Source organism: Niabella terrae, assembly GCF_054783135.1.
Genome location: NZ_BAAGRD010000041.1, coordinates 88,853 through 113,053 on the forward strand (window position 1 = coordinate 88,853; position 24,201 = coordinate 113,053).

General features: G+C 41.8%; 17 protein-coding genes, 1 tRNA gene and 1 pseudogene. 12 read left to right on the plus strand and 7 right to left on the minus strand.

Annotated elements, in window-relative coordinates; translation table 11 throughout:
• The first annotated feature begins 12 nt into the window (after positions 1 to 12).
• Both pyrF and ACYVI9_RS17725 read left to right on the plus strand, forming a co-directional pair.
• Complete coding sequence (gene pyrF / locus ACYVI9_RS17720) at positions 13 to 828, plus strand: orotidine-5'-phosphate decarboxylase (RefSeq protein ID WP_460767353.1); 816 nt, start codon at positions 13 to 15, stop codon at positions 826 to 828.
• Positions 829 to 859: 31 nt separating this feature from the next.
• Positions 860 to 933, plus strand: a tRNA-Arg gene (locus ACYVI9_RS17725).
• A gap of 580 nt (positions 934 to 1,513) precedes the next feature.
• Here ACYVI9_RS17725 and ACYVI9_RS17730 read toward each other — a convergent pair.
• Positions 1,514 to 2,434: pseudogene (locus ACYVI9_RS17730) on the minus strand (recombinase family protein); the annotation flags it as partial.
• Between ACYVI9_RS17730 and ACYVI9_RS17735 the strand changes: the two are divergent.
• The 10 genes from ACYVI9_RS17735 (at position 2,409) to ACYVI9_RS17780 (ending at position 14,741) form a co-directional block, all read left to right on the plus strand.
• Positions 2,409 to 3,131: a type IV secretory system conjugative DNA transfer family protein gene (locus tag ACYVI9_RS17735; RefSeq protein WP_460767356.1), complete on the plus strand. Its 723-nt coding sequence runs from the start codon at positions 2,409 to 2,411 to the stop codon at positions 3,129 to 3,131. The pseudogene ACYVI9_RS17730 and the gene ACYVI9_RS17735 overlap by 26 nt on opposite strands.
• A 142-nt stretch (positions 3,132 to 3,273) precedes the next feature.
• Positions 3,274 to 3,840 carry a restriction endonuclease subunit S gene (locus ACYVI9_RS17740; protein ID WP_119648693.1) on the plus strand — a complete coding sequence of 189 codons (567 nt, stop codon included), beginning with the start codon at positions 3,274 to 3,276 and terminating at the stop codon, positions 3,838 to 3,840.
• On the plus strand, positions 3,837 to 5,366 hold the full coding sequence (locus ACYVI9_RS17745) for a type I restriction-modification system subunit M (protein WP_460767360.1): 1,530 nt from the start codon (positions 3,837 to 3,839) through the stop codon (positions 5,364 to 5,366). Before ACYVI9_RS17740 ends, ACYVI9_RS17745 begins: the two co-directional genes overlap by 4 nt.
• Complete coding sequence (locus ACYVI9_RS17750; protein ID WP_460767465.1) at positions 5,366 to 6,631, plus strand: restriction endonuclease subunit S; 1,266 nt, start codon at positions 5,366 to 5,368, stop codon at positions 6,629 to 6,631. The genes ACYVI9_RS17745 and ACYVI9_RS17750 overlap by 1 nt, the downstream gene beginning before the upstream one ends.
• The gene (locus ACYVI9_RS17755; RefSeq protein ID WP_460767363.1) at positions 6,628 to 7,641 is read left to right on the plus strand and encodes a CBASS cGAMP-activated phospholipase; all 1,014 of its coding nucleotides are present in this window, start codon (positions 6,628 to 6,630) and stop codon (positions 7,639 to 7,641) included. Before ACYVI9_RS17750 ends, ACYVI9_RS17755 begins: the two co-directional genes overlap by 4 nt.
• A 3-nt stretch (positions 7,642 to 7,644) precedes the next feature.
• Entirely contained in the window at positions 7,645 to 8,658 is a 1,014-nt protein-coding gene (locus ACYVI9_RS17760) for a CBASS cGAMP synthase (protein ID WP_460767366.1), read from the plus strand.
• Between the two features lie 425 nt (positions 8,659 to 9,083).
• On the plus strand, positions 9,084 to 10,049 hold the full coding sequence (locus ACYVI9_RS17765; protein WP_460767368.1) for a cyclic GMP-AMP synthase DncV-like nucleotidyltransferase: 966 nt from the start codon (positions 9,084 to 9,086) through the stop codon (positions 10,047 to 10,049).
• Between the two features lie 22 nt (positions 10,050 to 10,071).
• Positions 10,072 to 10,794 carry a DUF2971 domain-containing protein gene (locus ACYVI9_RS17770; RefSeq protein WP_460767371.1) on the plus strand — a complete coding sequence of 241 codons (723 nt, stop codon included), beginning with the start codon at positions 10,072 to 10,074 and terminating at the stop codon, positions 10,792 to 10,794.
• A gap of 4 nt (positions 10,795 to 10,798) precedes the next feature.
• Entirely contained in the window at positions 10,799 to 14,038 is a 3,240-nt protein-coding gene (locus ACYVI9_RS17775; RefSeq protein WP_460767374.1) for a type I restriction endonuclease subunit R, read from the plus strand.
• Positions 14,031 to 14,741, plus strand: a complete 711-nt coding sequence (locus tag ACYVI9_RS17780) for a M48 family metallopeptidase (protein WP_460767377.1) — start codon at positions 14,031 to 14,033, stop codon at positions 14,739 to 14,741. The genes ACYVI9_RS17775 and ACYVI9_RS17780 overlap by 8 nt, the downstream gene beginning before the upstream one ends.
• Before the next feature lie 406 nt (positions 14,742 to 15,147).
• Here the strand turns inward: ACYVI9_RS17780 and ACYVI9_RS17785 are convergent, their stop codons facing one another.
• From ACYVI9_RS17785 to ACYVI9_RS17810, 6 genes are all read right to left on the minus strand, one after another.
• Entirely contained in the window at positions 15,148 to 16,806 is a 1,659-nt protein-coding gene (locus ACYVI9_RS17785) for a DUF4998 domain-containing protein (protein ID WP_460767380.1), read from the minus strand.
• A 23-nt stretch (positions 16,807 to 16,829) separates the two neighbouring features.
• Positions 16,830 to 18,095 carry a DUF4959 domain-containing protein gene (locus ACYVI9_RS17790; RefSeq protein WP_460767383.1) on the minus strand — a complete coding sequence of 422 codons (1,266 nt, stop codon included), beginning with the start codon at positions 18,093 to 18,095 and terminating at the stop codon, positions 16,830 to 16,832.
• Positions 18,092 to 18,214 (minus strand): hypothetical protein, encoded by a 123-nt coding sequence (locus tag ACYVI9_RS17795; protein WP_460767385.1) that lies wholly within the window; start codon positions 18,212 to 18,214, stop codon positions 18,092 to 18,094. Before ACYVI9_RS17795 ends, ACYVI9_RS17790 begins: the two co-directional genes overlap by 4 nt.
• A gap of 14 nt (positions 18,215 to 18,228) precedes the next feature.
• Complete coding sequence (locus tag ACYVI9_RS17800) at positions 18,229 to 20,190, minus strand: RagB/SusD family nutrient uptake outer membrane protein (RefSeq protein ID WP_460767388.1); 1,962 nt, start codon at positions 20,188 to 20,190, stop codon at positions 18,229 to 18,231.
• An 11-nt stretch (positions 20,191 to 20,201) separates the two neighbouring features.
• On the minus strand, positions 20,202 to 23,318 hold the full coding sequence (locus tag ACYVI9_RS17805) for a SusC/RagA family TonB-linked outer membrane protein (RefSeq protein WP_460767390.1): 3,117 nt from the start codon (positions 23,316 to 23,318) through the stop codon (positions 20,202 to 20,204).
• Between the two features lie 548 nt (positions 23,319 to 23,866).
• A complete protein-coding gene (locus tag ACYVI9_RS17810; RefSeq protein ID WP_460767393.1) occupies positions 23,867 to 24,067 on the minus strand; it encodes a hypothetical protein in 201 nt (66 codons plus the stop codon).
• Between the last annotated feature and the right edge of the window lie 134 nt (positions 24,068 to 24,201).

A 24,201-nucleotide genomic window follows, 5' to 3' on the forward strand; every position in this document is an offset into this window, starting at 1 on the left:
ATTAGTAGATTAATGACAGCAGCACAATTAGTAGCACTAATTAAAGACCGACAGACATATCTCTGTGTCGGACTGGATACCGACCCCAATAAAATCCCGGATCATCTGAAAGGGGATCCTGATGGGGTTTTACAATTCAACAAAGCCATTATTGATGCCACCCGGAAGCACTGTGTGGCCTATAAAATAAATACTGCATTTTACGAAGCGCAGGGAGTGAGGGGTTGGGAAATCATGCAGCGGACTGCCGAATATATCGGCGGCGACCATTTTAAGATAGCGGATGCCAAAAGGGGAGATATCGGCAATACTTCCGATCAGTATGCCAAAGCTTTTTTTGAAGCCCTGCCTTTTGACGCTGTTACGGTAGCGCCTTATATGGGGAGCGATAGTGTACAGCCATTTCTCCAATATAAAGGGAAATGGGCAATTGTGCTCGGATTGACATCCAATAAGGGTGCGGCTGATTTTGAACTGCAAAGCGCCGGTGAGAGCGGGCTATTATATGAGAAAGTCCTAAGGACGGTTGCTGGATGGGGCACGGCTGAGAATACCATGTTCGTTGTAGGGGCCACCCAATCCGAAGCGTTTTTGAATATCCGCAGTATCATCCCGGACCATTTTTTGTTGGTTCCGGGGGTAGGCGCCCAGGGGGGGAGCCTAAAAGATATTTCTGAAAAAGCGATGAATGACCGATGTGGCCTGTTGGTAAACGTCAGCCGGGATATTCTATATGCTTCTTCATCCACGGATTTTGCAGCAGTTGCCGGGGCCCGGGCCGCCTTATATCAGGCAGAAATGGCGAAGTATTTGGAAAAGCTTCCTTGAAAATAACTATATTTGCGCCTCAGAATTAAAGGGTCCGGTAGCTCAGCTGGATAGAGCAACTGCCTTCTAAGCAGTAGGTCATTGGTTCGAATCCAATCCGGATCACTTGATGGGACAAATTCAAAAATGATGAGTTTGTCCCATTTTTATTTCCATTTAAATCTTTGTCAATCAGTGTGATATACTTGATTGCTTCATTAACCCGGGTGGTTCGATATTCAAATCCGTCAAAAGTCAGATTTTCAGGAAAGACCGAACCAATGATCTTTCTTTTTTGTGTAATCGTCCCGGTTTCATACAAGTAGCCCAACTGTGAAAGATTGCTGATCGCCTTGTCCCACAGGGGTTCTACGTTTTGAGTGTCGGTTATCGTGCTTGTCAGTTTAGCTTCCAGCCTGTTTATTTTTTTATCGGCATCCGCTTTCATCATTCGGTAATCATCCGCTTCAATATCACCACACAAAAGCAATTCCCTTGCTTTACTCAGTTTATTGTTTTCGTCCTGTAAACGGATTTTCAACTGCTGTATATTTCCAATCCTGTCTCTGGTTTTTGTTTTATATACCGAAGTAATGACTTCTTTAAATAGATTCAGCTTAGGAATGGAATACACATATTTCCCAATTTCGGAAACGATCTTTTCATTCATATCTTCAGCCTTGTGTCTGAATTTACAGCCACCAGAGCAATGGTAATAGTAATAATACTGGGAACGCCCTTTCGACTTGCTACCGGTCAGCATACGTCCGCAATCCGGGCAAATCACAAATCCACGTAATGGAAAATGACCATCCACCTTCATTTTAGCCCGCATCACTTTTTTACGACCGTCAAGCACATCCTGTACATCATAAAACAAGGCTTCAGATATCAGGGGTTCGTGTTGCCCCATTACCAATTGACTTTCTTCATCTTTGTATTTAGGAATAAATATTTTACCGCAATACATAGGATTACGGATAGCTGTCCAGAAATTATTCTTACTGCATTTCAGCCCCTTTTCCTTTGCCATTTTCCAAACCTGCTCGGTACTGAACATATTTTTTGCCAACTCTTTGAACGCCCATTTCATAATATCGCTCTGAACTTCCCTTGGGGCAATATATTTTTTACCGCTTTCGTTGGTTTTATTGACGTATCCAATCGGCGCTGTTCCCATCCAGCGACCTTCTTTTTTAGCCATGCGCATCCCATGAAATACATTCAATGCCCTTCTGTCATTTTCCACTTCAGGAGCAGCCAAATAAAAGGCGAGCATCATTTTATTTTCAGGGATTGATAAATCGAGCGGTTGTTCGACTGCCTGCGGTTCTACCCCCAATCTTCTCAACGTGCCGATCATCTGATAAGCATCTCCCGCATTTCGGCTGAACCTGTCCCATTTGGTAAATAATATCAAATCGGACTGCCCTCTGGATTTACGAAGGATGCCCAACAGTTTTGTCCAGGAAGGACGTTTAAAGGTTTTTGCAGAATGATCCTCATAAATCACTTTCCGTACCTGAATATGGTTGATTTCACAATACTTACGCAAACGCTCTTCCTGATCCCGTTGTGAGTATCCCTTATCGGCTGTCGTTATGAGAGGTGTGTTTTTGGGAAACAATCCTCAAAAAATACAGATATATGGAGCGGTGTTATCGCTCTATGTAAACCGGTTAATTAAGCTGGTGAACAAAAAAGGAAAGCTAAAGAGCAGTCTTATTTTTGATGAGTTCCCAACTATCTACCTGAACAATATGGATAGTTTGATTGCCACTGCCCGGAGCAATAAAGTTTCTACCTGTCTGGGAATTCAGGATTTTAGTCAGCTTCGTAAAGATTATGGCCGTGAACAGGCAGATGTGATTATGAATATTACGGGGAATATCGTTAGCGGTCAGGTTACAGGTGATACGGCCAAACAACTATCGGAACGCTTTGGGAAAATCATGCAGGACAGGGAGAGTTATTCCATCAATAGTGGGGACACTTCTATTAGCCGATCCAAACAATTGGAAGCAGCCATACCACCTTCCAAAATATCGGGGTTAAGTTCCGGTGAATTTGTGGGTATGGTGGCCGATAATCCCGATTGTAAAATTGATTTAAAAGCTTTCCATTGTGAGATTATAAATGACCATGATAGCCTTAAGAGTGAGGAACAAAATTACCTGGATATTGAAGTGATTCGAAAGTTGGATTCCGGTATGGTGCAGCGAAATTATTTCCAAATCAAACAGGATATTCAGGACATTATACAATCAGAAATGGAGCGGCTACTGAATGATCCGGGATTGAGCCATTTGGTGGTAAGGAAATAATAGCATATTCGTTTTTTTATCCTTGGGTAAGAATCATTACTTTGTAGAGTTTTCATATTTGAAAAACTCTACAAAGTAATTTTATTGAATATTGGGTATTTTTTATATATTTGTATCAAATTTGAAATAAGCTACAAATTAAATGAAGGTAAAATTAGGGGATATCGCTCAATTACAATTTGGTTTATACGTGAAGCCTAAGAGTATTGGTGATGCGGTCTATTTGCAGGCTAAGCATTTTGATGATTGGGGGAATCAAACGGATGAGGTTGACACTTTTGTTCAGATAGATCAAAAAAAGAAAGCTCACCTTCTTGAAGATGGAGATATTCTGTTGGTTGGAAAAGGAATGAGGAACTTTGCTTGGACTTATAATAAAGAATTCGGTCCAGCAATAGCGTCTTCAATTTTTTTTGTTATCAAACCTGATCCTTTAAAAGTAATACCTGAATTCTTGACTACCCTATTTAATATGCCACAAACGCAGGCTTATTTTCAGACTCTTGGTGCAGGGAGCTCTATTCCTTCCATTCGTAAGTCTGAATTGGAGGCTTTTGCAGTGAAACTTCCTCCTTTGGAGTTACAACAAAAAGCAATAGCTATTAAGTCCTTGCATTATAGAGATATGGAAATATCAAAACAGATCATTTTAGAAAAACAAAAAGTATATCAAGCTATCATTAAAAATATAATTTATAAAAAAGCATGAGTAAAAAACCAATTACACAAAACGAGATTAACAATATTGTTTGGAAGGCATGTGACACCTTTAGAGGGGTTATTGATCCATCACAGTATAAGGATTATATCCTTACTATGCTTTTTGTGAAATATGTATCAGATGTATGGAAAGATAAAAAGAATTTCTATGCAGAAAAGTATAGCGGTGATGAAATCAGAGTGCAAAGAGCTTTGAGGAATGAGCGTTTCCAATTGCCCGATACCTGTACTTTCGACTATTTGTTTGAGAATAGGAATGCGGCAAATATTGGAGAATTGATCAACACTGCACTGGAAAGCATGGAGGATGCCAACCGAAGTAAACTGGAGCGTGTATTCCGAAATATTGACTTCAATTCAGAAGCAAATCTTGGTCAGACTAAAGATAGAAACAGAAGACTCAAAAATCTATTGGTTGACTTTTCTGCGTTAGATTTACAGCCTTCCCATTTAGAGGATAATGATGTTATTGGTGATGCATATGAATATCTAATTGAAAAATTTGCTAGTGATGCCGGAAAGAAAGCGGGGGAATTTTACACGCCAGCACAAGTATCAAATCTATTAGCCAAGCTACTCAACCCACAGCCTGGCGATCGTATCATAGACCCCACCTGTGGTTCAGGTTCGCTATTGATCAAACTGGCAAAGCAGGTAGGTAGTAAAAACTTCTCACTTTTTGGACAGGAAATCAATGGAAGCACCTGGGCACTCGCTCGTATGAACATGTTTCTGCATGAGATTGATGACGCTACCATTGAATGGGGTGACACCTTAAACAATCCAAAGCTACTTGAAGAAGATAGCTTACTGAAAGGAAACATCGTTGGGGCAAATCCTCCATTCTCTCTTGATAAATGGGGAGCAGATGATGCTATGGCAGACCAGTTCAATCGCTTCCACAGAGGTATTCCACCGAAAAGCAAAGGAGATTATGCTTTCATTTCTCACATGATCGAATCTACCTATCACGATACAGGTCGTGTAGGGGTCATTCTGCCTCATGGGGTACTCTTTAGAGGAAGCAGCGAAGGCAAAATCAGGCAACAATTGATTGAAGAGAACCTATTGGAAGCAGTGATTGGCCTACCTTCAAACCTCTTCTTTGGTACTGGTATTCCTGCAACCATACTCATATTCAACCGAGCCAAAGGTGAGAATAAGGACATACTCTTTATAGATGCCAGTGAAGGCTATGAATCTGGGACCAATCAGAATCGCCTGCGGGACAGGGATATTGACAAGATCGTCAACACTTACCGTGCATTTCAAGAAGCCACTCCTTTGACTACTGAGGAAGGTGAAGTAGTAGAGGAAAAATATGCCTACCGTGCTACTATTCAGGAAGTAGAAGAAAACGAGTACAATCTTAATATTCCTCGATATGTGGACACATTTGAAGAGGAAGAAGAAGTTGACATCCCCGCTGCACAAAGCAATATCAACGAATTGAAAAAGGAGTTAATGTTGGTTGAACAAACGATGAATAGTTACCTAAAAGAATTAGGATTTTGATGAAAGAAAATGATGGAAATACAATATTGAAATCGACTGATTTCGGTGAAATTCCAAATCACTGGAAATTTGATCGCTGCGAAAAAGCAATTACATTTTTTGGGGGAGCGGCATTCAAAAGCACAGATCAGGTCGAAGAAGGCATTCCATGGCTTAAAATAGCAAATGTTGGAATTAACAAAGCTGTCTGGGATTCTAAATCCTTTTTACCTACATCATTCATTGAAACATCCAAAAGATATTTACTTAATGAAGGAGACTTGGTTATGGCTTTAACCAGACCTGTATTAAATGGAAGGCTAAAGATCACTAAACTAAAAAAAGAGGAAACCCCAGCCCTTCTAAATCAAAGGGTTGCTAAAGTGATTGTTAAGAACGGCAATGATCTTGACTTTATTTATCAATTATTACAAACGCCATATTTCTCCTATAATATGGAGGTAAGAATGGCTGGTACAGATCCTCCGAACATTGGAAATAAGGACTTGTATCAAATAAAAATTCCACTCCCTCCACTCCCTGAACAACAAAAAATAGCCGAAATCCTCAGCACCTGGGATCAAGCTATTTCTGCTTCTGAAAAGCTGATAGAAGAACTTAAGCTCCGCAATAAAGGGCTTGCTCAACTATTGTTTACTGGGAACAAACGGTTGAAGGGATTTGATAAAGATTGGAAGAAGTACCACTATTCTGATATACTCAAAAAAATAAAAAGACCGATAGAGTGGAATGATGAAACGCTTTACAACCTAATAAGTGTGAGAAGGCGTTCGGGTGGCATATTTTATAGAGATGCTCTCTATGGTCATCAGATAAAAGTCAAAAACTTGAATACGGCCAAGACAGGAGATTTTCTTTTCTCAAAAATGCAAATCGTCCACGGTGCGTCTACTTTGGTTACACCTGAATTTGATGGAGCTAAAATATCTGGTTCATATATCTCAGTAAGAGCTAAAGATGAATCCATTTTGTCAATGGAGTTCTTCAACTGGTATTCAAAACTACCAAGGTTTTACCATCAAACTTTCATTTCTAGTTATGGTGTGCATATTGAGAAAATGACCTTCGACTTTGAATTGTTTCTTACTGAGACAATTCATCTCCCCTCGTTAGAAGAACAACAAGCTATTGTGTCAGTGCTAAAAGAGGCGGATAAAGAGCTTCAACTAAATCAACAACAGTTAGACACCCTGAAAGAGCAAAAGAAAGGCTTAATGCAAAAACTATTGACAGGTGAGATTAGAGTTAAACCCGGTAATGAATGATGGATAAGAAGAATTTTAAAATATTGTCCATAGACGGAGGTGGGATTAAAGGTCTCTATAGTGCTTCGGTACTTGCTCGTATTGAAGAGAAGACTGGCAAGCAGATAAAAGACCACTTTGATATGATTTGTGGCACTTCAACAGGAGGATTAATTGCACTTGGACTTAGTATTGGTATTTCTGCTCAACAATTAGCCGACCTGTACTACAAAAGAGGGAATGAAATATTCCCTGTCTCTAATGTAAGACAAGTAAGATTTATCCAGCGTAAATGGCAGTTTATCAAACAACTTATACTTAGAGGTAAGTTTTCTAACCATGCATTAAGACGCATTCTTGAGGAGGTTTTTGAAAATAAAACAATGGGGCAAGCTGAAACTCTATTATGTATCCCAAGTTTCAACCTAATCAAAGGCGAACCAAGAGTTTTCAAATTTCCTCACAAAGAAGGAAAATTTTTCATGGATAAGGACATTCCAATGGTAGATGTAGCATTGGCTACATCTGCTGCGCCCACATATCTGCCCATTCATGAGTTAAATAATATTCTCTATGCTGATGGTGGTATTTGGGCTAATAATCCTTCCTTATGTGGCCTTCTTGAGGCATTAGACCATTTTGTGGGTGACGGAAAAGCATTTGATAGCTTCAGCATACTTTCAGTAGCAAGCGTTGAACAACCGAGTGGCTGGGCGTCTACTTCGAAAAAATCAAGATCTTTTAGACACTGGGGAAATAAACTCTTTCAAGCATCAATGGATGGTCAAGCCTTCTTTAATGATTTCTTTCTGAAAAAAGTCATTAAAAACATAAATCCGCCAGGTAAATATTATCGAATCCCGTCACCCAAACTCTCAAAAGAACACACCGGAATTATCGACATGGATGGAACCGACCAAAAAGCATTAAAGACCCTCAAAGGAATGGGCGATCAAGATGGCTATCACTACGCCATCCAAGATGAAATTCTGGAATTTTTCAATGAAGAGAAACTTTACAAAACCCAATAAGATATGTCAAACTGCCACAATCTTTTTCAAACCTTTAACGGTAATCTGAATATCACTTCAACCAAGAAGTCTAAACTCATGACTTCTCGGGACACATTACGGGACAAGATTCGGAATTATTTTAAGGAAAAGCATCCTGACTACAAACCAAAATTTCGTGGACAGGGCTCCTATTCTATGGGTACAATGATCCGAACTAAGGAGGACACTTGTGACCTGGATAATGGCGTTTACTTTTTTCCCAAGCCCAAAGAAACCGCAACTACTATGCAGAATTGGATTTGGGATGCTGTGGAAGATGCAACATCTGAAAAACCTCAGCACAGATCAAAATGCGTAAGAGTCATTTATAAAGGAGACTATCATATTGACCTTCCAGTTTACTACAAGGAAAGCGAAACTAATGATACCGAAAATCCACATCTGGCGGTTAAAAATACCGGATGGTCAAAAAGTGATCCGAAAGAGTTTAAAGATTGGTTCAGTAAAAAGAAAGATACGAAAGGTCAGCTTGTACGAACTGTTAGGTTCCTAAAAGCATGGTGTGAGAATAGGGCTGAGAAGATGCCGAATGGACTAACTATGACTGTTCTGGCAAGCAACCATATCAAATACAATGATCGAGACGACATTGCATTGAGAGACACTCTCAAAGAAATTAGAAGCACGTTAAAATCGTCTTGGACATGCATAATGCCAACAACACCAAAAGACGATCTTCTTGAAAACTACACCGGAGACAAGGACTACTTTTTTGAAGCGATTGATGCGTTTATCGAGGATGCAGATAAAGCAATTGATAAAGAAACAAACCAATTGAAGGCAAGTAAGCTATGGCAAAAACATTTGGGTTCATACTTTCCTGATGGTGAGGATAAAGATGTTGACAAGCAAGCCAATTCATTGGCCGCCCTTGCAACGAGCATACTGGATAAGCGTGCCAAAACGGATAGAGATGGTAAAATTCAGGAATCACAAGGAGTTGATCACAAACCACATAGGAATTACGGAGGATAAATGGCTTTTCACCAAAAATATCGCCCTAATCCAATTGTAATTGTCAATGTCGAGAAAAAGCTCATTGAAAAGCATTATGATTTTCTAGACTGCAAGATCAACAACGGCATCCTTTATTGTTATGGAAATTATCAGCCTACTGAGGAATCAATCACTTATTCCTACAGAATAAAGTATGCCCCATTAAGTAAGCCAAAGGTTACGGTTACTAGCCCCTTAATTGCATACAATGACGATATACACATGTATACCGACACAAGTTTATGTCTTTATTATCCTGAAGATATGACTTGGAATTGCTCTTCACATCACTTGTATGATACTATAATTCCCTGGACTCACGAGTGGTTCGTTTTTTACGAACTGTACCAGTTCACAGGTAAATGGTTGCATCCTGAAGTACGACACAAAAAAGGCGAGAAAAAATGAATCCTTGGTTAATACGACTTATAGTTCTAGGAATTGCCTACGTGGTTGGTAAAGAGGTATTTAAATCTGATGAAAAATTCGAGATAACAGATGACTCAGATTGTGATGACTTGTTCAAAAAGTTCAATCAGGCCATAACCATACATCCTGATAAAGTAGCCAATCTAAGACGTGCGCACAATACAATCCGTTCAAAGGTGAGTACTTACTTTGAAAAGTATACGAACCTTCCAATCCCAAATTTCTACATACAAGGTTCTTATAAAATGGGAACTGTCATTGAAATTAGAAGCACAATTTGTGATGTCGATCTCGGTGTGTTTTTTCCTCAACACCCAAATATGAATGTTGAAACCATTCAAAATCACATAAAAAAAGCTCTAATAGGGCATACCAGTAAAGTAGTGACCATTAAAGCGAATTGTGTACGATTAAACTACGTTCGAGACTTTCACATTGACCTTCCTATCTACTACGTAGATTCCTATTCAAACAAAACATATTTTGGATCAAGGGGATATGAATGGGAACATTCCGAGCCGAAAGCCTTTATTGAATGGTTTAAAAAAGAGACCAGCAATAAGCCACAGCTAATTCGGATCATTCGCTACTTGAAAGCATGGTCTGATCACACTAAAGCTAAAACTGGGAAAAAGTTCCCGAGTGGTCTTGCATTGACTCTTTGGGCTATACAGTGCTATGAAAAAAACGGTCGTGATGATGTAGCATTTTTTAATACGTCATCAGCGATCATGGAGTATTTACTCAATAAGAAGACCTGGAATGCAATTATGCCTGTCCCCCCAGGTGATGACGTTATGCATCGTCTTACTTCATCTCAGAAGGACGCATTTTATGAGGAAATAGGCGAAATGGTTTCATTGGCAGCAGATGCTGTTAGTGCTCCTAATAAATTAAAAGCCACAACTAAGTGGCGAAAAATATTTGGTAATCGGTTTTAAATAACTTGACAAAAGTGTTTCTATGAGTAACTGGAAAGCATATAACACATCAAATCCAAAAAGTAAGTATCTCCTAAGATTCTTATCAGAGGAGAAATTGAATTTATTCTTAAAATCCGGATCTATTTGGTTTCCAAGAGCCATTGATTTTGGAGACCCTTTAGAATGTATAACTGCTCATGATCTTAAATCATATGGAATTGACTTTAAGAAAGTTGATTCCAGAAAGAAGAAATATTTAGTAAGCTGCTGGCATGAAGCTACTTATGAATCTGTCGCCATGTGGGACACATATTCAGTATCTAAAGAAGGGAGAAGAAGGTATGCCATTAGATTTAAGAAAGACCAGCTAATACAGTATGTAACATCCACTTCATCTAGCAAATACCCAAATATAAAAATTGATGAGTTCATGCATGGGTCAGTTCGATATAAAAACATGATAACTCAAAGCCCTGATCTTAGTCAACAAAACCTGATGAAAAGGTCTGTTTTTAGAAAAGAATACGCATTCAAGTATGAGAAAGAATTTCGTTTTGTATTTAGACTTCATAATGAAGCAGAAAAAGGGTTTGCATTGAAGATTGGTAATATTGATAATTTACAGTTCGATATTCTAGTAAATCCCTTGTTACCAGATAACGAATACATAGAAGCAAAAGATAGTGCACCAGCAATTACCTACAAAAACAAGGTCATTGACTCCAGACTCACAAAATGGTTTAAACCACATCTCAATAAGTAAAACTATGACAGTACCATCATTCAAAGAAGACCATATATCGCAGCTTCCCGCACTTAAGCTGCTTATTAATATGGGCTGGAAATACCTCTCTCCCGAGCAGGCTTTAGAAGCCCGTGGAGGTAGGACATCCAATGTGCTGTTGGAGACCATTTTGAAGGATCAACTTCAAATTATCAACACCATTGAATATAAAGGAAAAGAGTTCCCCTTTTCTGATGCCAATGTAAACAACGCCATTCTCGCCATTCGTGACCTACCGGTTCAGGATGGTTTTATCGCTGCGAATAAAGCCTTTTATGAACTGATCACATTAGGCAGAAGCTTTGAGCAATCTATTTTAGGAGACAAAAAAAGTTTCTCATTTCATTATATAGATTGGAAACATCCTGAAAACAACACTTATCACGTATCAGAAGAGTTTAGTGTGCTCAGAAGTGGCAGCAGTGAACATTACCGCCCTGATATTGTATTGTTTATCAATGGTATTCCAGTTGTGGTTATTGAGTGTAAGAGTCCAAAGATCAAAGACCCAATCGACAAATCAATTGAGCAACATCTAAGGAATCAGCAGGAAGATGGAATACGTGCATTATATCAATACTCCAACTTGGCCATGGGACTGGCCACCCATGAAGCCAAATACGCCACAACTGCCACTCAGAAAGAGTTTTGGAGTTTTTGGAAAGAACTCTTTAAAACAAAAGCGGAAGAAACTGCTTGGCTCGATAAGCTCCAAGCTTTAAAAAATCAGCCACTACCTACCAACGAAAGAACAACGCTTTTTCAAGAACGGTATAAAAACGTTTGGACTTTCCTCCAGAACCTCGAAAAGGAAGAACAGGCGGTAACAGAGCAGGACAAGCTACTATTTAGCATTTGTCAGCCAGAGAGACTTTTAGACCTATTCTTCAACTTCACTCTCTATGATGATGGCATCAAGAAAGTCACTAGGTATCAGCAATACTTTGCTGTTCACAATACCTTGGATAAGGTTGTAAAAACAGATAGCGAAGGATTAAGAAAAGGCGGTGTAATCTGGCACACTCAGGGAAGTGGCAAATCTCTCACTATGGTCATGTTGGCTCAACTGATTGCTACGCATCCTCAAATCAAGAATCCTAAAATCATCTTAGTTACTGACCGTATTGATTTGGACGATCAAATCACAGAGACGTTTAAAAAATGTCAAATACCAGTAGAGAGTGCTCAAACAGGCAAGCACTTGGTAGAGCTTCTTTCCGGCACAGGTGATACAGTTATCACTACTTTGATTCATAAATTTGAAGCGGCTGTTAATCAGGCCAAAGAAGGGTTTGATTCACCCGACATTTTTGTTTTGGTAGATGAAGGGCATAGAAGTCAATATGGTACATTCAATATCAAAATGCAAAAGGTATTTCCTAAAGGTTGTTTTATAGCCTTTACAGGAACCCCTTTAATGAAGAAAGAGAAAAGTACTGCAAATCGCTTTGGAGGTTTGATAGATGTTTACTCTATTACCGATGCAGTTGAAGATGGAGCAGTAGTCCCCCTACTTTATGAAGGTCGCCACAACTTAATTGAAGTGAATGAAAAGCCTTTGGATAATTATTTTGATCGAATATCCGAACCTCTAACCCCTTACGGTAAAGCTGCTCTCAAGAGAAAGTTTAGTTCCACCAATCAGCTTAATAAAGCGGAAGAGATTATCTACGCCCGTGCTTGGGATATTTCAGATCACTACGAGCAAAATGTTCAAGACATACTTTTTGGAAGTTTAAAGGCTAAAGGTCAGTTAGTAGCTCCAAATAAGACGACGGCTATACGATACCGTGAGTTTATCAGGCAAATAGGCAAAATAACCTGTGAAGTCCTCATTTCCCCTCCTGATGTTCGAGAGAATTACGAAGATGCCTTTGAAGAAAGTGACGACTTAATATTAAAGTTTTGGAAGGCCATGATGGATAAATATGGTAGTCCTGAGAATTATGAAAAGTCACTAATAAGTTCATTTAAGAAGCAAGATCAACCAGAAATCATCATAGTAGTAGATAAATTACTTACTGGATTTGATGCTCCTAATAACTACGTTTTATATCTCACCCGACAACTTAAAGAGCATACTTTACTTCAAGCTATTGCTAGAGTGAATCGTTTAGCTCCAGGCAAAGAGCATGGATTGATTATTGACTATTATGGTAATTTGGAAAATCTGGATATGGCATTAGAGAGCTACTCTGGAGCAGATAACTATGATGCAGCGGATTTGGAAGGGACATTAACCAATATTAGTGAAGAAATAAAGAGATTACCTCAGGCTCACTCAGAAGTATGGGATATTTTCAAGGAAGTGAAAAATAAGTATGACGAACCTGCTTACGAAGAACTATTGCAAGATGAAGCTATTCGACACATTTTTTATGAAAAAGTATCGGCTTTTTCTCGCTTGTTAAAGCTAGCCCTATCGAGTTTTGAGTTTATCAGTAAAACTCCGGAGCAGCAAATAAATAAGTACAAACAGGATGCTAAATTTTTCCTTGGATTAAGAATTGCGGTCAAACGAAGATACTTTGACGATCTGGAATATAAGGAATACGAGCCACAAGTTCAGAAACTCATTGACAAGCATATTACCACAGAAGGTGAAATTCTTCGTATTACTGAAATGGTCAATATTTTCGATAAAGAAGAAAGGGATCGAGAAGTTGAGAAGATAACAAGTAAGGCAGCCAAAGCCGATCATATTGCTAGCAGGACTATAAAAGCTATCAATGTGAAAATAAATGAAGACCCAGTTTACTATAAAAAACTTTCAAGACTTATTAGAGATACTATTGAAGACTATCACCAGCATCGTATTTCAGAAGCTGACTATTTAAATAAAGCGAGAGAATATGAAGATCGATTTCATAATGGTAGACAGGACAATGTACCAGAGAACCTTACTGGAAATGATACAGGTATTGCCATTTACAATTTAGTGAATGAGATTTTTAAAGGAAACTTAAAGCGTTCGGAAGGCTCACAAAACATTGCAGCATTGATGGCTGAAGGTATTGACGAAGTTATTAAGTCTATTGTTTTTGAAAACGGGAAGCCAATAATTGATTGGGTAAATAAATCAGATATTGAAGGAAGAATAAAAATTGATATTGATGATTATTTATTCGATTTAAAGACGAAGCAAGGTATAGAATTGCCCTTTGTTCTAATAGATGAATTGGTTGAAGAAGGAATTAAAGTAGCTAAATTGAAATATGTCTGAAACACTTAACATACAATCTATAGATTTTGGTTCGAGAAAAATCACCTTTGAGCTTTCTTATCAGGATCGTAAAACCCTTGGTATTAAGGTGTATCCTGATTGTAAAGTAAGGGTGATTGCTCCATATAATACCACAGAGGAAAAACTGGATGGCAAACTTCGGGAAAAAGCACCTTGGATTATTAAACAGCAGCTTGAATTTTTATCCTATCATCCATTAACACCACCAAGAAAATATGTTAATGGAGAAACTCATCTTTATTTAGGTAGGCAATATAAACTTAGAATAGAGAAGTCGGAAACTAATGAAGTAAAGTTATTTAGAGGAAGATTATTAGTGTTGAAAAAGGATAATACATCCGCTAAAAGTCTATTGTCTGAGTGGTATAGAGAAAAAGCATTCGTTCATTTTGCGGAAACATTAAAAAAAACAATTCCACTTTTTAAACGATTTGAGATTGATGAACCTGAGCTCCAAATTAGACTAATGGCCACTCGCTGGGGAAGTTGTACCTCTCAAGGCAAAGTAATTTTAAACCCTGAATTGATAAAGGCTCCTAAAGGAAGTATTGAATATGTCATTATTCATGAATTATGCCATTTGGTTCATCATAATCATACCCGAGCATTTTATGCTTTACAAGAAGCAATCATGCCAGATTGGAAAAAATGGAAAGAAAGACTTGAAACGTCTTTGATATGATTTTAAGAGATTTATAAAATGAAATTTATGGGAAGTATGCTTTGATAATAGTACTAGGGTTAATATAAACAAAGAGCCATGATTTTTGAGGTATCTACAATGTTATTTATTTGAATCCTTACAAAATAAGTTAAACATCTACATTATGAAAATAACACTACCGTCTTTAAAACGTATAGTTTATGAGCCGCTGGTTTTCGTTCGATAGAACCGGGTGAAAATGCTGTTTTAAGCTGTGACTGTTTGCCTGTTAGCGGCAGCCACAATCTCATTTTGAAGATATTGCTTATAGATCACTTATTGACAGGATAAGACTTCAGTCATTCCCAGTTTTTTTTCTGCCATTGGGTACAAAAAAAACTGCCTGCTCGGTTTGGAGCAGGCAGTTTGGATAAAGGCATTTGAGCTACTCTTTGGTAAACCTGAAATTGGCGAAATAATAAGTGATTTCTTCGGGGCCGGGCCAGGTAAGCGACGGCTCCCCGCCGATATTTATCACGATGACCCGGTTATGCCGGCCCACCGCTTGTGACATATCCACGGTTACATCCACCCAGGTTTGTAAATTGGCATCGCTGATGGGGTGACTATCTTTGCCGGGATCCCAGATTTGCTGTCCATAGGTACTTTCTCCGGCATAATTCCACAGATAGTTCATGAACCGGGGCCAGATACGCTGGTAGACGGCATAGGTACCCGTCACTGCCGATTTGGGCGGCCCGTAGACTTTAAATTTTAGGAATTTATAAGTATTGACATCGAGTTCATAATCTTTGGGCAGACTCAGGGCGAATGAACTGTTTTTGGACTGCAATGTAGCCTTGATAACATTTTCCAGCCCGGTGCCGGCAGGGTAGGTGGTGGCGGGTGTTTCGAGTCCCATTTTCCAGGAATTGGTCTGAATCAGACCGTCCAGTAAAAACCGGAAATCTACCAGTATTTCATCCGGTTTTTCTATCAAATCTACGATACCCGATTCCACAAACGGGGCCAGTTGCTCGTCAATACCCAATGAGTGCGGCAGATAAGTAACTTTTGTCAAAGTGCCTGACTCCAACAGGTCAATCAGGTACTGGGCACTGGAGGCCGGCATATCACCCACCCGGCGTGCGAAAGGTGCCAGGCTGCCACCGCCGATCACATCGGTTACGCCATTGGCGGTGTAGCTTTGAGATTTCATTTCAAAAAGACTACCCCCTGTCAGATCAATTTCTTTCAGGTTGGAGAAGTAAAACAAATCCTGCAGGGTAGTGGTGGTCACCGGAAAAGTAAGTTTTTCAACGTTCGATACCGCATCGGCAGTAAATGTGCTGATACCATTGGCGAGCAGGGTTGTTTCTTCTGCCGGACTGAAGGAACTGCTGCCGGTGGGAATATTTACCGGCAGGGTCTGGGACAGTATCAATGTATCAATAATCGGCGTTCCATTCACCTTCGGAATTATTTTATACTGGATGTTGAAATCTACCGCACTACCCGAAGGCAGATTAGCGGCGAAAATCCTGGGATTTGCGTCCCGCTGGCCCGTCTTTTTAACGCCGTTATTATCAGTGTATTCAAATATAAGACTGTAATAATCCAATAATATGGAAGACAGTCCTGAGGGCCAGCTTAAAACGGCTGAAACCGGGGAAGTAAGCACCTGGGGTGATTGCACTACCAGGGCGTCCAGATCGGTTTGTGTATAGGGAATTAGCGCAATTTCCTGAGGAACAGATTTATTGCCCTGGTCATCGAGTGTGTAGACATTAAAGCGATACAGTTTGGACATCTTCAGGTCGGTAATATTCACCCAGGAGACCAGCGAGTCGATAACGAGTTCCTTATTGTCGTACTCGATCACGGTTTTGATGGCTTTCCCCATCCGGATGTCCCGGGAAGGAATTCTGCCGGCTTTCATCAGGTCGATTTCCACGCGTTCGTAGCCAACATGCCCGATAATGGTATCATACCTACCCGGATAAACGGTCTCTCCGGTATATTGTTCTATATTGTCATACATTTTACCGCAGGATACAATACAACCCAGTAAGGCAAGCAGCAGTAAATAGCGTTTCTGATACATAAGATCTACTTTAAATGTTTTTATTATTGTGCTTTACGACCGTATAAAGTGATTTCTGAAAGACAGTTGGCATCGTCCAGGGTGTAGTTGCCGTTAAAGCTTTTCAATGCTTCATACCGGAACCAGCGGGTACGCTTGGTATAAGCCGGATTATCAGGGAACATATAGGCAAGGTCCCCCGCTTCTCCCTGTTTTACAAATTCCAGTTCTGTCAGGCCGGTGGGTACCGGGATTTTGTGTTGGGTTATATATTCCCAGGAAGAACTGGCATCGTCCCAGATATAAACATTATAGAGTCCCACATTTTCATTGCGATAATACTGACCGCGATTGACATTGGCCAGTCCTCCGGAATGGCGCTGAACGGTAATAATCCGGCTGATTTCATAATAATCACCCAGATCGATGATAAAGTTCCAGGGCATATTGCCGTTTGCTTTCAGTCCGGTACGACCGCGACTGTTGGTATGCATGAAGTTCAGGTTATCGCCTCTGTCAATCATGCCATCGATGACTTTGGCATTTCTGCCTTCCAGGCCATCTCCAAATACCATGGGCACACCGCCTATGGAGTCATTGGGGTTGGGCAGCACCCAATTAGTTTTGGGTATTTCTATATCTTCCAGTAGCGTCAGTTGTCCTTTGTCCAGGGTCTCAGTAACATTGCCAAATGCATCCTGTACCCGCACTTTTACATTAACTTTTCCATTGGTACCCAGTCTGAGGTTATTGACAAAGCGGCGGTCTGCCGGCAGGTTGGAGGAGAAAACTGTAGTCAGGTTGCGTTCCTGGCCGTTCTGGGTGAAATTGTAGTCAACATATACATTTACATTCTGCTCCAGTTCATTGATCCAATCCAGGAAAAAGGAGCTGAACCCGGCTTTAGCCGTGATGGTCTGTGCCACCCTTTTATAGGCAGGTTCCAATGGTGTAATATTGACTTCAATGGGTTCCGACTCATTTCCGGCGCGATCGACCGCATAGAGTTTCACCATGTATTCATCGGTACTCGCAAAACCATATACATCGATAGAATCCACAAAATAGGAGGCCAGGAATTCGAAGGATTTATTGGCTTCATTCGTATAGACCGCTTTGACGCCCAGGAGGTCTTTGTCCGGGGGAATGGTATAATAGAAACGGGCGCCGCCGTAGAGCGGCATATCGCCCCGCAGGGTTACCTTACCCGGAGGCGTACTGTCGCCTTTTTCAGACTGGTAGCGCTCCGATTTTTTGCAGGCGGCCAGAAGCAGCAGTAATACCGGCAATATGAAGATATTTTTTTTCATTCGTCGAAGTTTAGTTTGTTTGACGCATAGCTGCCGGCAGCATCCTGAACTTTGGAATATGGCCGGATGACCAGGGTCATGGGTTTGTGGTCGCTTGTTTTATTTATAATTCTTGGCACTCGGTTTATTTTTACTATTGCCATCCCGGATTCTGAATCAGATTACCGTTGGTATTCATTTCATTCAGATCAATCGGCGTCAGGCAGTCCGTGATGGTAAATTTCCGTTCCTGCTTGATGGACAGGACAAAGAAACTACTGGCCGTGGTGCCCGTATGATCCCAGCCCCAAACGGGAGCCGAGAATTCAGATACCGCCCTTTTGTGACGGATCATATCCCAGAAATGCTGTCCTTCGAATGCAAATTCAATGGCTCTTTCGTCCAGTATGATATCCCGGAGGCCTTCCTTGGTCAAGTGTTTGTTGGGTGTTCGCGCCAGCGAAGGGTCGCTCCAGACGGTTTGCAGATCGGGGATCCCCGCTCTGCGACGCACGAGATTCACCGCTTCGTACGCTTCAGCTGAAGGACCGGAATATTCATTCAATGCTTCTGCTTTCATGAGATAGAGATCGGCCATCCTAATCAGCGGATAAGGGAATTTAATGGTCCGTTGCCAGGCATTGGATTGGGATTCCGGATGTACCAGTTTCTGCACACCGATACCCGTACAAAGGAAGTCGGTCGTATGCTGCGAGGAATTAAAGCCGCCATCGGTATTGGCAAACATGATGGTATTGATCCGTACCGTATGTGCGCGCCAATAACCTCCGGTAATACCCAGGTTGGCGTAGAAGCGGGGCTCCCGATCCAGGTATAACCGAACCGTCTGCACACCTGGTTGCATGATGCCGTATAAAGGGATATAAGCTTCTTCGCTCTGGCCAGGCGTCGTGACCAGCTCATTCTTCTTACTGATATCAAAGGTCAGGTCTTCGGTAATTGGTAGTCCGTTTTTGGTATAATAACGTTCAGCCATTTTATAGGTAGCGGCCATCCACTGCCAGGAATAGGCCGGCGTATTGACCACCCCATCTCCGTAGCCCTCAGGGAGGCGGATATTCGAACCATGGGAAAGTTCCCCCTGGTTGTAATAATCCAGGTTGGAATAGCCCCATACAACTTCTTTATTCCAGGGATCGCATATCAGCATTCTCAGGTCGTAGATTTTTTTCATGTTCTCGGGATTCTTTTCCAGCGCTTCCCGGTCGTAGAGATAGGGTTCACCCTGGAATGTATAAAGTCCCTTGCCATTGGATTCGGCAATCGTGATGGCTTCATTGATGGCATCAATCGCCTCTTTCCATTTTTCCTTATCGTATTGAATGGGGAAGAATGGCTGGCCATCATGATCCAGGAAATCCCCAAAATACTCCTGATTGCCATTAAAGAAAGGACTGGCCCTGTAAAACAGTACCCGGGCCTTGATGGCTTTGGCAACGACCTGATCGATTTGGCCCAGCTCAACTACGGTCACGATTTCTTTTAGATCCGGAATGGCTTCATTCATCAGGTTGAGGATATAATTGAAACAGTCGTCGACCTTGGAGCGGGGAATAAATAACTCATCCTTGTCGGACTCCGGCGATGCGGCTACGGTAGGTATTACTATGGGGCCGTATCTTCTTACCAACAGGAACATATAATAAGCTTTGAGCATCTTGACCTGGGCTTTCCAGTCTTTCAGTTCCACTTCAGTCATATCTTTTACCTGATCAATATTGGCCAGGAAGACATCGGCCTGCCGGATGGCTTCGTATAGTCTTTTCCCTCCCTGGGTACCTGACCAGACGCCTAATTGCGGTGAGGATACCGTCTGCAGACCACGCATGATGCGCATAGCGCGCAGATCGCCGGTATTATTATTCAGATCCAGACGACCCACCCACTCATCGCCCAGGGTCCAGGTAGTTAAATGCACTTTATCGTCCTGTGGCATATAGCTGTAAACCTTGGCCAGGGCATCCCAGGCGTTTTCTTTGATATTGAAAATGCTTTCCAGCCTGAGTGTATTGTCCGGGACAATATCCAGGTATTTTTTACAGGATATTGATAGCGTTAAGAGTAGTGATGCGACAATTATTTTCGTGCGGCTCATTGTAATTAATTTTAAAAGTTCACTTGAAGGCCAATATTGTATCTTTTATTCGGAGGATAAGCCAGACCGTTCTCTCTGACTTCCGGATCCCATAATTTAAATTTGGAGAACACCACCAGGTTTTCACCTGAGACATAAATCCGGCTGCCCTGCTTGATGCCCCAACGCTGGAAGATCTTGGGACTGTAGCCGAGCTCTACCTGTTTTAACCGGGTAAAGGAACCGTCGCGCAACCACCAGGAGGATCGCCGGGTATTGTTGTCAATAGGTTCGGTTGAAAGCCGGGGCCAGAACGCATGTACATTGGGATCCGTTTCACTCCAGTAATCGTTTCCAATGATGGCCAGTGCGTTTCTCCGGTTGGCAAAGGGGGCAATACCGTAATTGCCGTTGGAGGCAGAAGCCGTTGCATCAATAAAGAAAGAGGTCCGGGCACTTCCGTTAAAGAAAAAGGAAAAATCCACCAATTTGTAAAGAACGGAGGCCCCAAAACCGTACTGGATCTCCGGAACGGTCGGGAAGCCCATGGCTACCCGGTCATTATCATTAATGACACCATCATTGTTGATATCCTTGTACTTGATGTCTCCTGCCAGATAAGGACCAAAATCCTGATAAGGGGAGTTCTGTATTTCGTATTCATCCACAAAGAGCCGTTCCGCCACAAGACCCCATTGCTGATTGATATTACTGCCGAGCCGTTTCAGGTACTCATCAGGGTAATCTTTCTCATCAATCTTCACCAGCTTGTTGGTGGCATAAGTGAAATTACCTCTGGCCGATACCCAGATATCAGGGGTAATGTTTTTTGAATAATCGATAGAAGCTTCAAAGCCTCTGGACTTTACTTCACCCACATTGCCGCTGATGGTTGCTTCCAGCCCGGCGGTAGCAGGAAAGTTCTGCCGGACCATGTATATTTTACTACGGGTGTCATGATACAGATCAAAAGTGGTTTTCAGTGATTCATGGAAAAGATTCATTTCCACACCGAAGTTGATTTTTTCAGATTCTTCCCAGGTGATATTCGGGTTGGCATAGCGGTTGACGGAATAACCGCTGTAAGAGTTCATAAAATCACCGCCCCAGCGGTAACTGCCACCACCCAGGCTGATATCAGAAAGGTAGAAGAACCTGCCCGAACGGCCTGCAATGGCATCATTACCCACAATTCCCCAGGATCCTCTGAATTTCAGGGTACTGATGGTGTTTTTGATCGATTCCCAGAAAGCTTCGTTGGATACCGTCCAGCTGCCTCCGACGGAGGGAAAGAAACCGTATTGTTTGCTACCGGTAAATTTCTCGGATCCGTTATAGGCATATGCGAATTCCACGGCATAGCGACGGTCATAAGAGTAAGTCGCCCTGCCTGAATTACCCATATTACGCTGGGGGAGGGTCTCATAGATCGAAGTATTGTTACCTCCTGTCAGTAGTTCTTCCTGCATCATGCCCACAGTCATCAACGATATATTATGTCTGTCGATGATCTTGTCCCAGTTGAAGCGCATTTCGAAATAGGTCAGGCCATTGGCATCCCGACCCGGAATGACATCGCCCAGGAAAAGATTGGTATTGGTAGGGTTCAGCGGGAAAAGGGTGTGTTCCTGGGTGACCTGATCATAGGATTCCAGATCGTAGAAAGAGGGGGAATAGTACCGAAGGCCGGCGTATTTACCCCAGGTCTGGATTGAAGCTTTACCCTGGACTTTCAACCCTTTTAAGATAAAATCCAGGTCCTGCATCAGGGTCGCCTGTGCGATAATGGTACTCTCATTTCTTTTCTCATAACCCCGGATCATTTCTGCATAGGGGTTAACTTTTATATTGCCATTCACAAAGGAACTGCCGAAGAGAATGTTCTCGGTATACAGATTGGCACTGTCCGGCTCGTAAACCGCCGGGAAATCAACGGGGTTGCTCTGCATGACCATACGGAATACATCACTTGCGCTACGGTAGGGGCCGTTATAATTCTCGAAGCGTCCGCTGATCCTAGTGTCCAGTTTGGTCGTTGGCGTGAGTTTGAAAATAACATTGGAACGGATAAAGGACCGGTTGATCTTAATATTATTATTGAAATTACTGCGCTGGTCTACTTTGAGCAACCCCGATTCCCTGTCAATACCGGCAGATACATAGTAGGTGGCGACCTTGCCGCCCCCGGTAAAATTGATATTGGCTTTCGCGTTGGTGACTGAAGGATTGAAAAGCTGGTCGTACCAGTCCACGTTGGGGAAAACCATCGGGTTTTCACCGGAAGCGGTAGACTGTATTTTCTGCTCTGAATAATAAGGTCCGAGAATCGGATCCCGGGTAAGCCGGGCTTCATTGTACAGTTTCATATACGTCACCCCGTCCAGCATTTCTATCCTGCGTACCGGACTGGTGACATTCACATCCACCCTTGCGCTGACACCCAGAGGTCCATCCCTTCCGGATTTGGTATTGACAATAATAATACCATTGGCGCCGCGGGCGCCGTAAAGTACCGTAGCCACCGCATCTTTCATGATGGAAAAGGATTCGATATCATCGGGCTGGAGCCGGGCCAGGTTGTCAGTGGTTGATTCAAATCCGTCGATCAGGATCAGCGGCGAGGCCTGATAGCCGAAGGTCGTAACCCCCCTGACGAAGAACTGGGCGTTGTCAGCACCAGGTTCACCCGATAACTGATAGGATATCATCCCCGGAATCCGGCCTGCGAAGGAGGCGGTCAGGTTGGAAGAGGGGATGCGCAGGTCTTTGGCATTTACCGAGGTGATGGCGCCCACCACACTGGCTTTTTTCTGTTTACCGAAGGCCACGACCGCAACTTCTTCCATCTCGGCCTCATCATTGTAGAGCAGCACTTCGATGATGTTTTTCTCACCGACGACCTCCTGTTGGGTTTTCTTCCCTACAAAGGTGAAATTAAGGGTATCGCCTGGGGCAGCCATAATGGTAAATTCCCCGATATTATCGGTCTGGGTTTGTATCAAAGTGCTGCTGACGCTGACACTAACTCCCGCGATAGGGGTGCCGTTATCGCCATTTTTGACGATCCCTGAAATCGATTTTGCATTTTGAGAAAAGCAAGCGGTATGCAATATCCCGCATAGCAGAATTCCTAGAAATCTCTTTCTCATTTAGATAATTATTAAATTTTAGTTTAAAGCGGTCCCATCGATTTTCCGTAGCAAGTCGAAAGAACGGTTGGGCTACTCAAGTTTTTCCTGCAATCGTTACAGGGCTAAAGATAGGATAAAAAGAATATTCGCCAACAAAAAGTTAAATTAATTTTTTGTAAACTGAAAGAAAATGTAAGTAGAAGAAAGGATATCCGTAAGGTTTTTACTGTTTACGGGCATCTTAGGTAGTCGAACTTTCGAAAGTTTTTCTTTTGTTGGTCATCCAGCCGGGAAGCAGCATATGAATTCCTATAAGACCCGGAACCCGGATGGGGCGGCCTTGCGGCCATCTGGTCTAAAATGAACAGGAGATTCCGATCCTGTAAAGGGTGATGGGGTGTAATGCTGTGGATTTTCTCATCGGCCTTTTAATATTGTAGAACCCGAGAACCCGGTCGGCCGCTGAATTGTTGAGCGGTTCTTACTAAGCTGATTGGAATTTTCAATAGCTCATAAAGCTGATCCGGCCGTATTCAGGGTAAGGATCGTTTATGACAAGATAATTGTCAGGCGCTGATATTTAATTTTTTACAGATATACATCAGTTCTTCCAGTTTATGGATGCCGTTAATTTTCACGTCATTCACAAAGACGTCAATAACCCTGTTTTCATCGATCTGCACTTTTACCAATCCATTGATATAATGGTTATAAGAATTGGAATAATCTTTCTGAAAGCCGATACTTTGAATTTCATTGGTAGTCATAGTAGTAGATTTAGGCAGTATAGTTCAAAACGAATGCCATTGTCGTCCAAAATAAATTCAATTTCTCTCAGTCCCTTGCCGGATTCGATGAATCGGGGTGTTTTTTCGTTAAAAGCGAAACCGGATCCAATCAG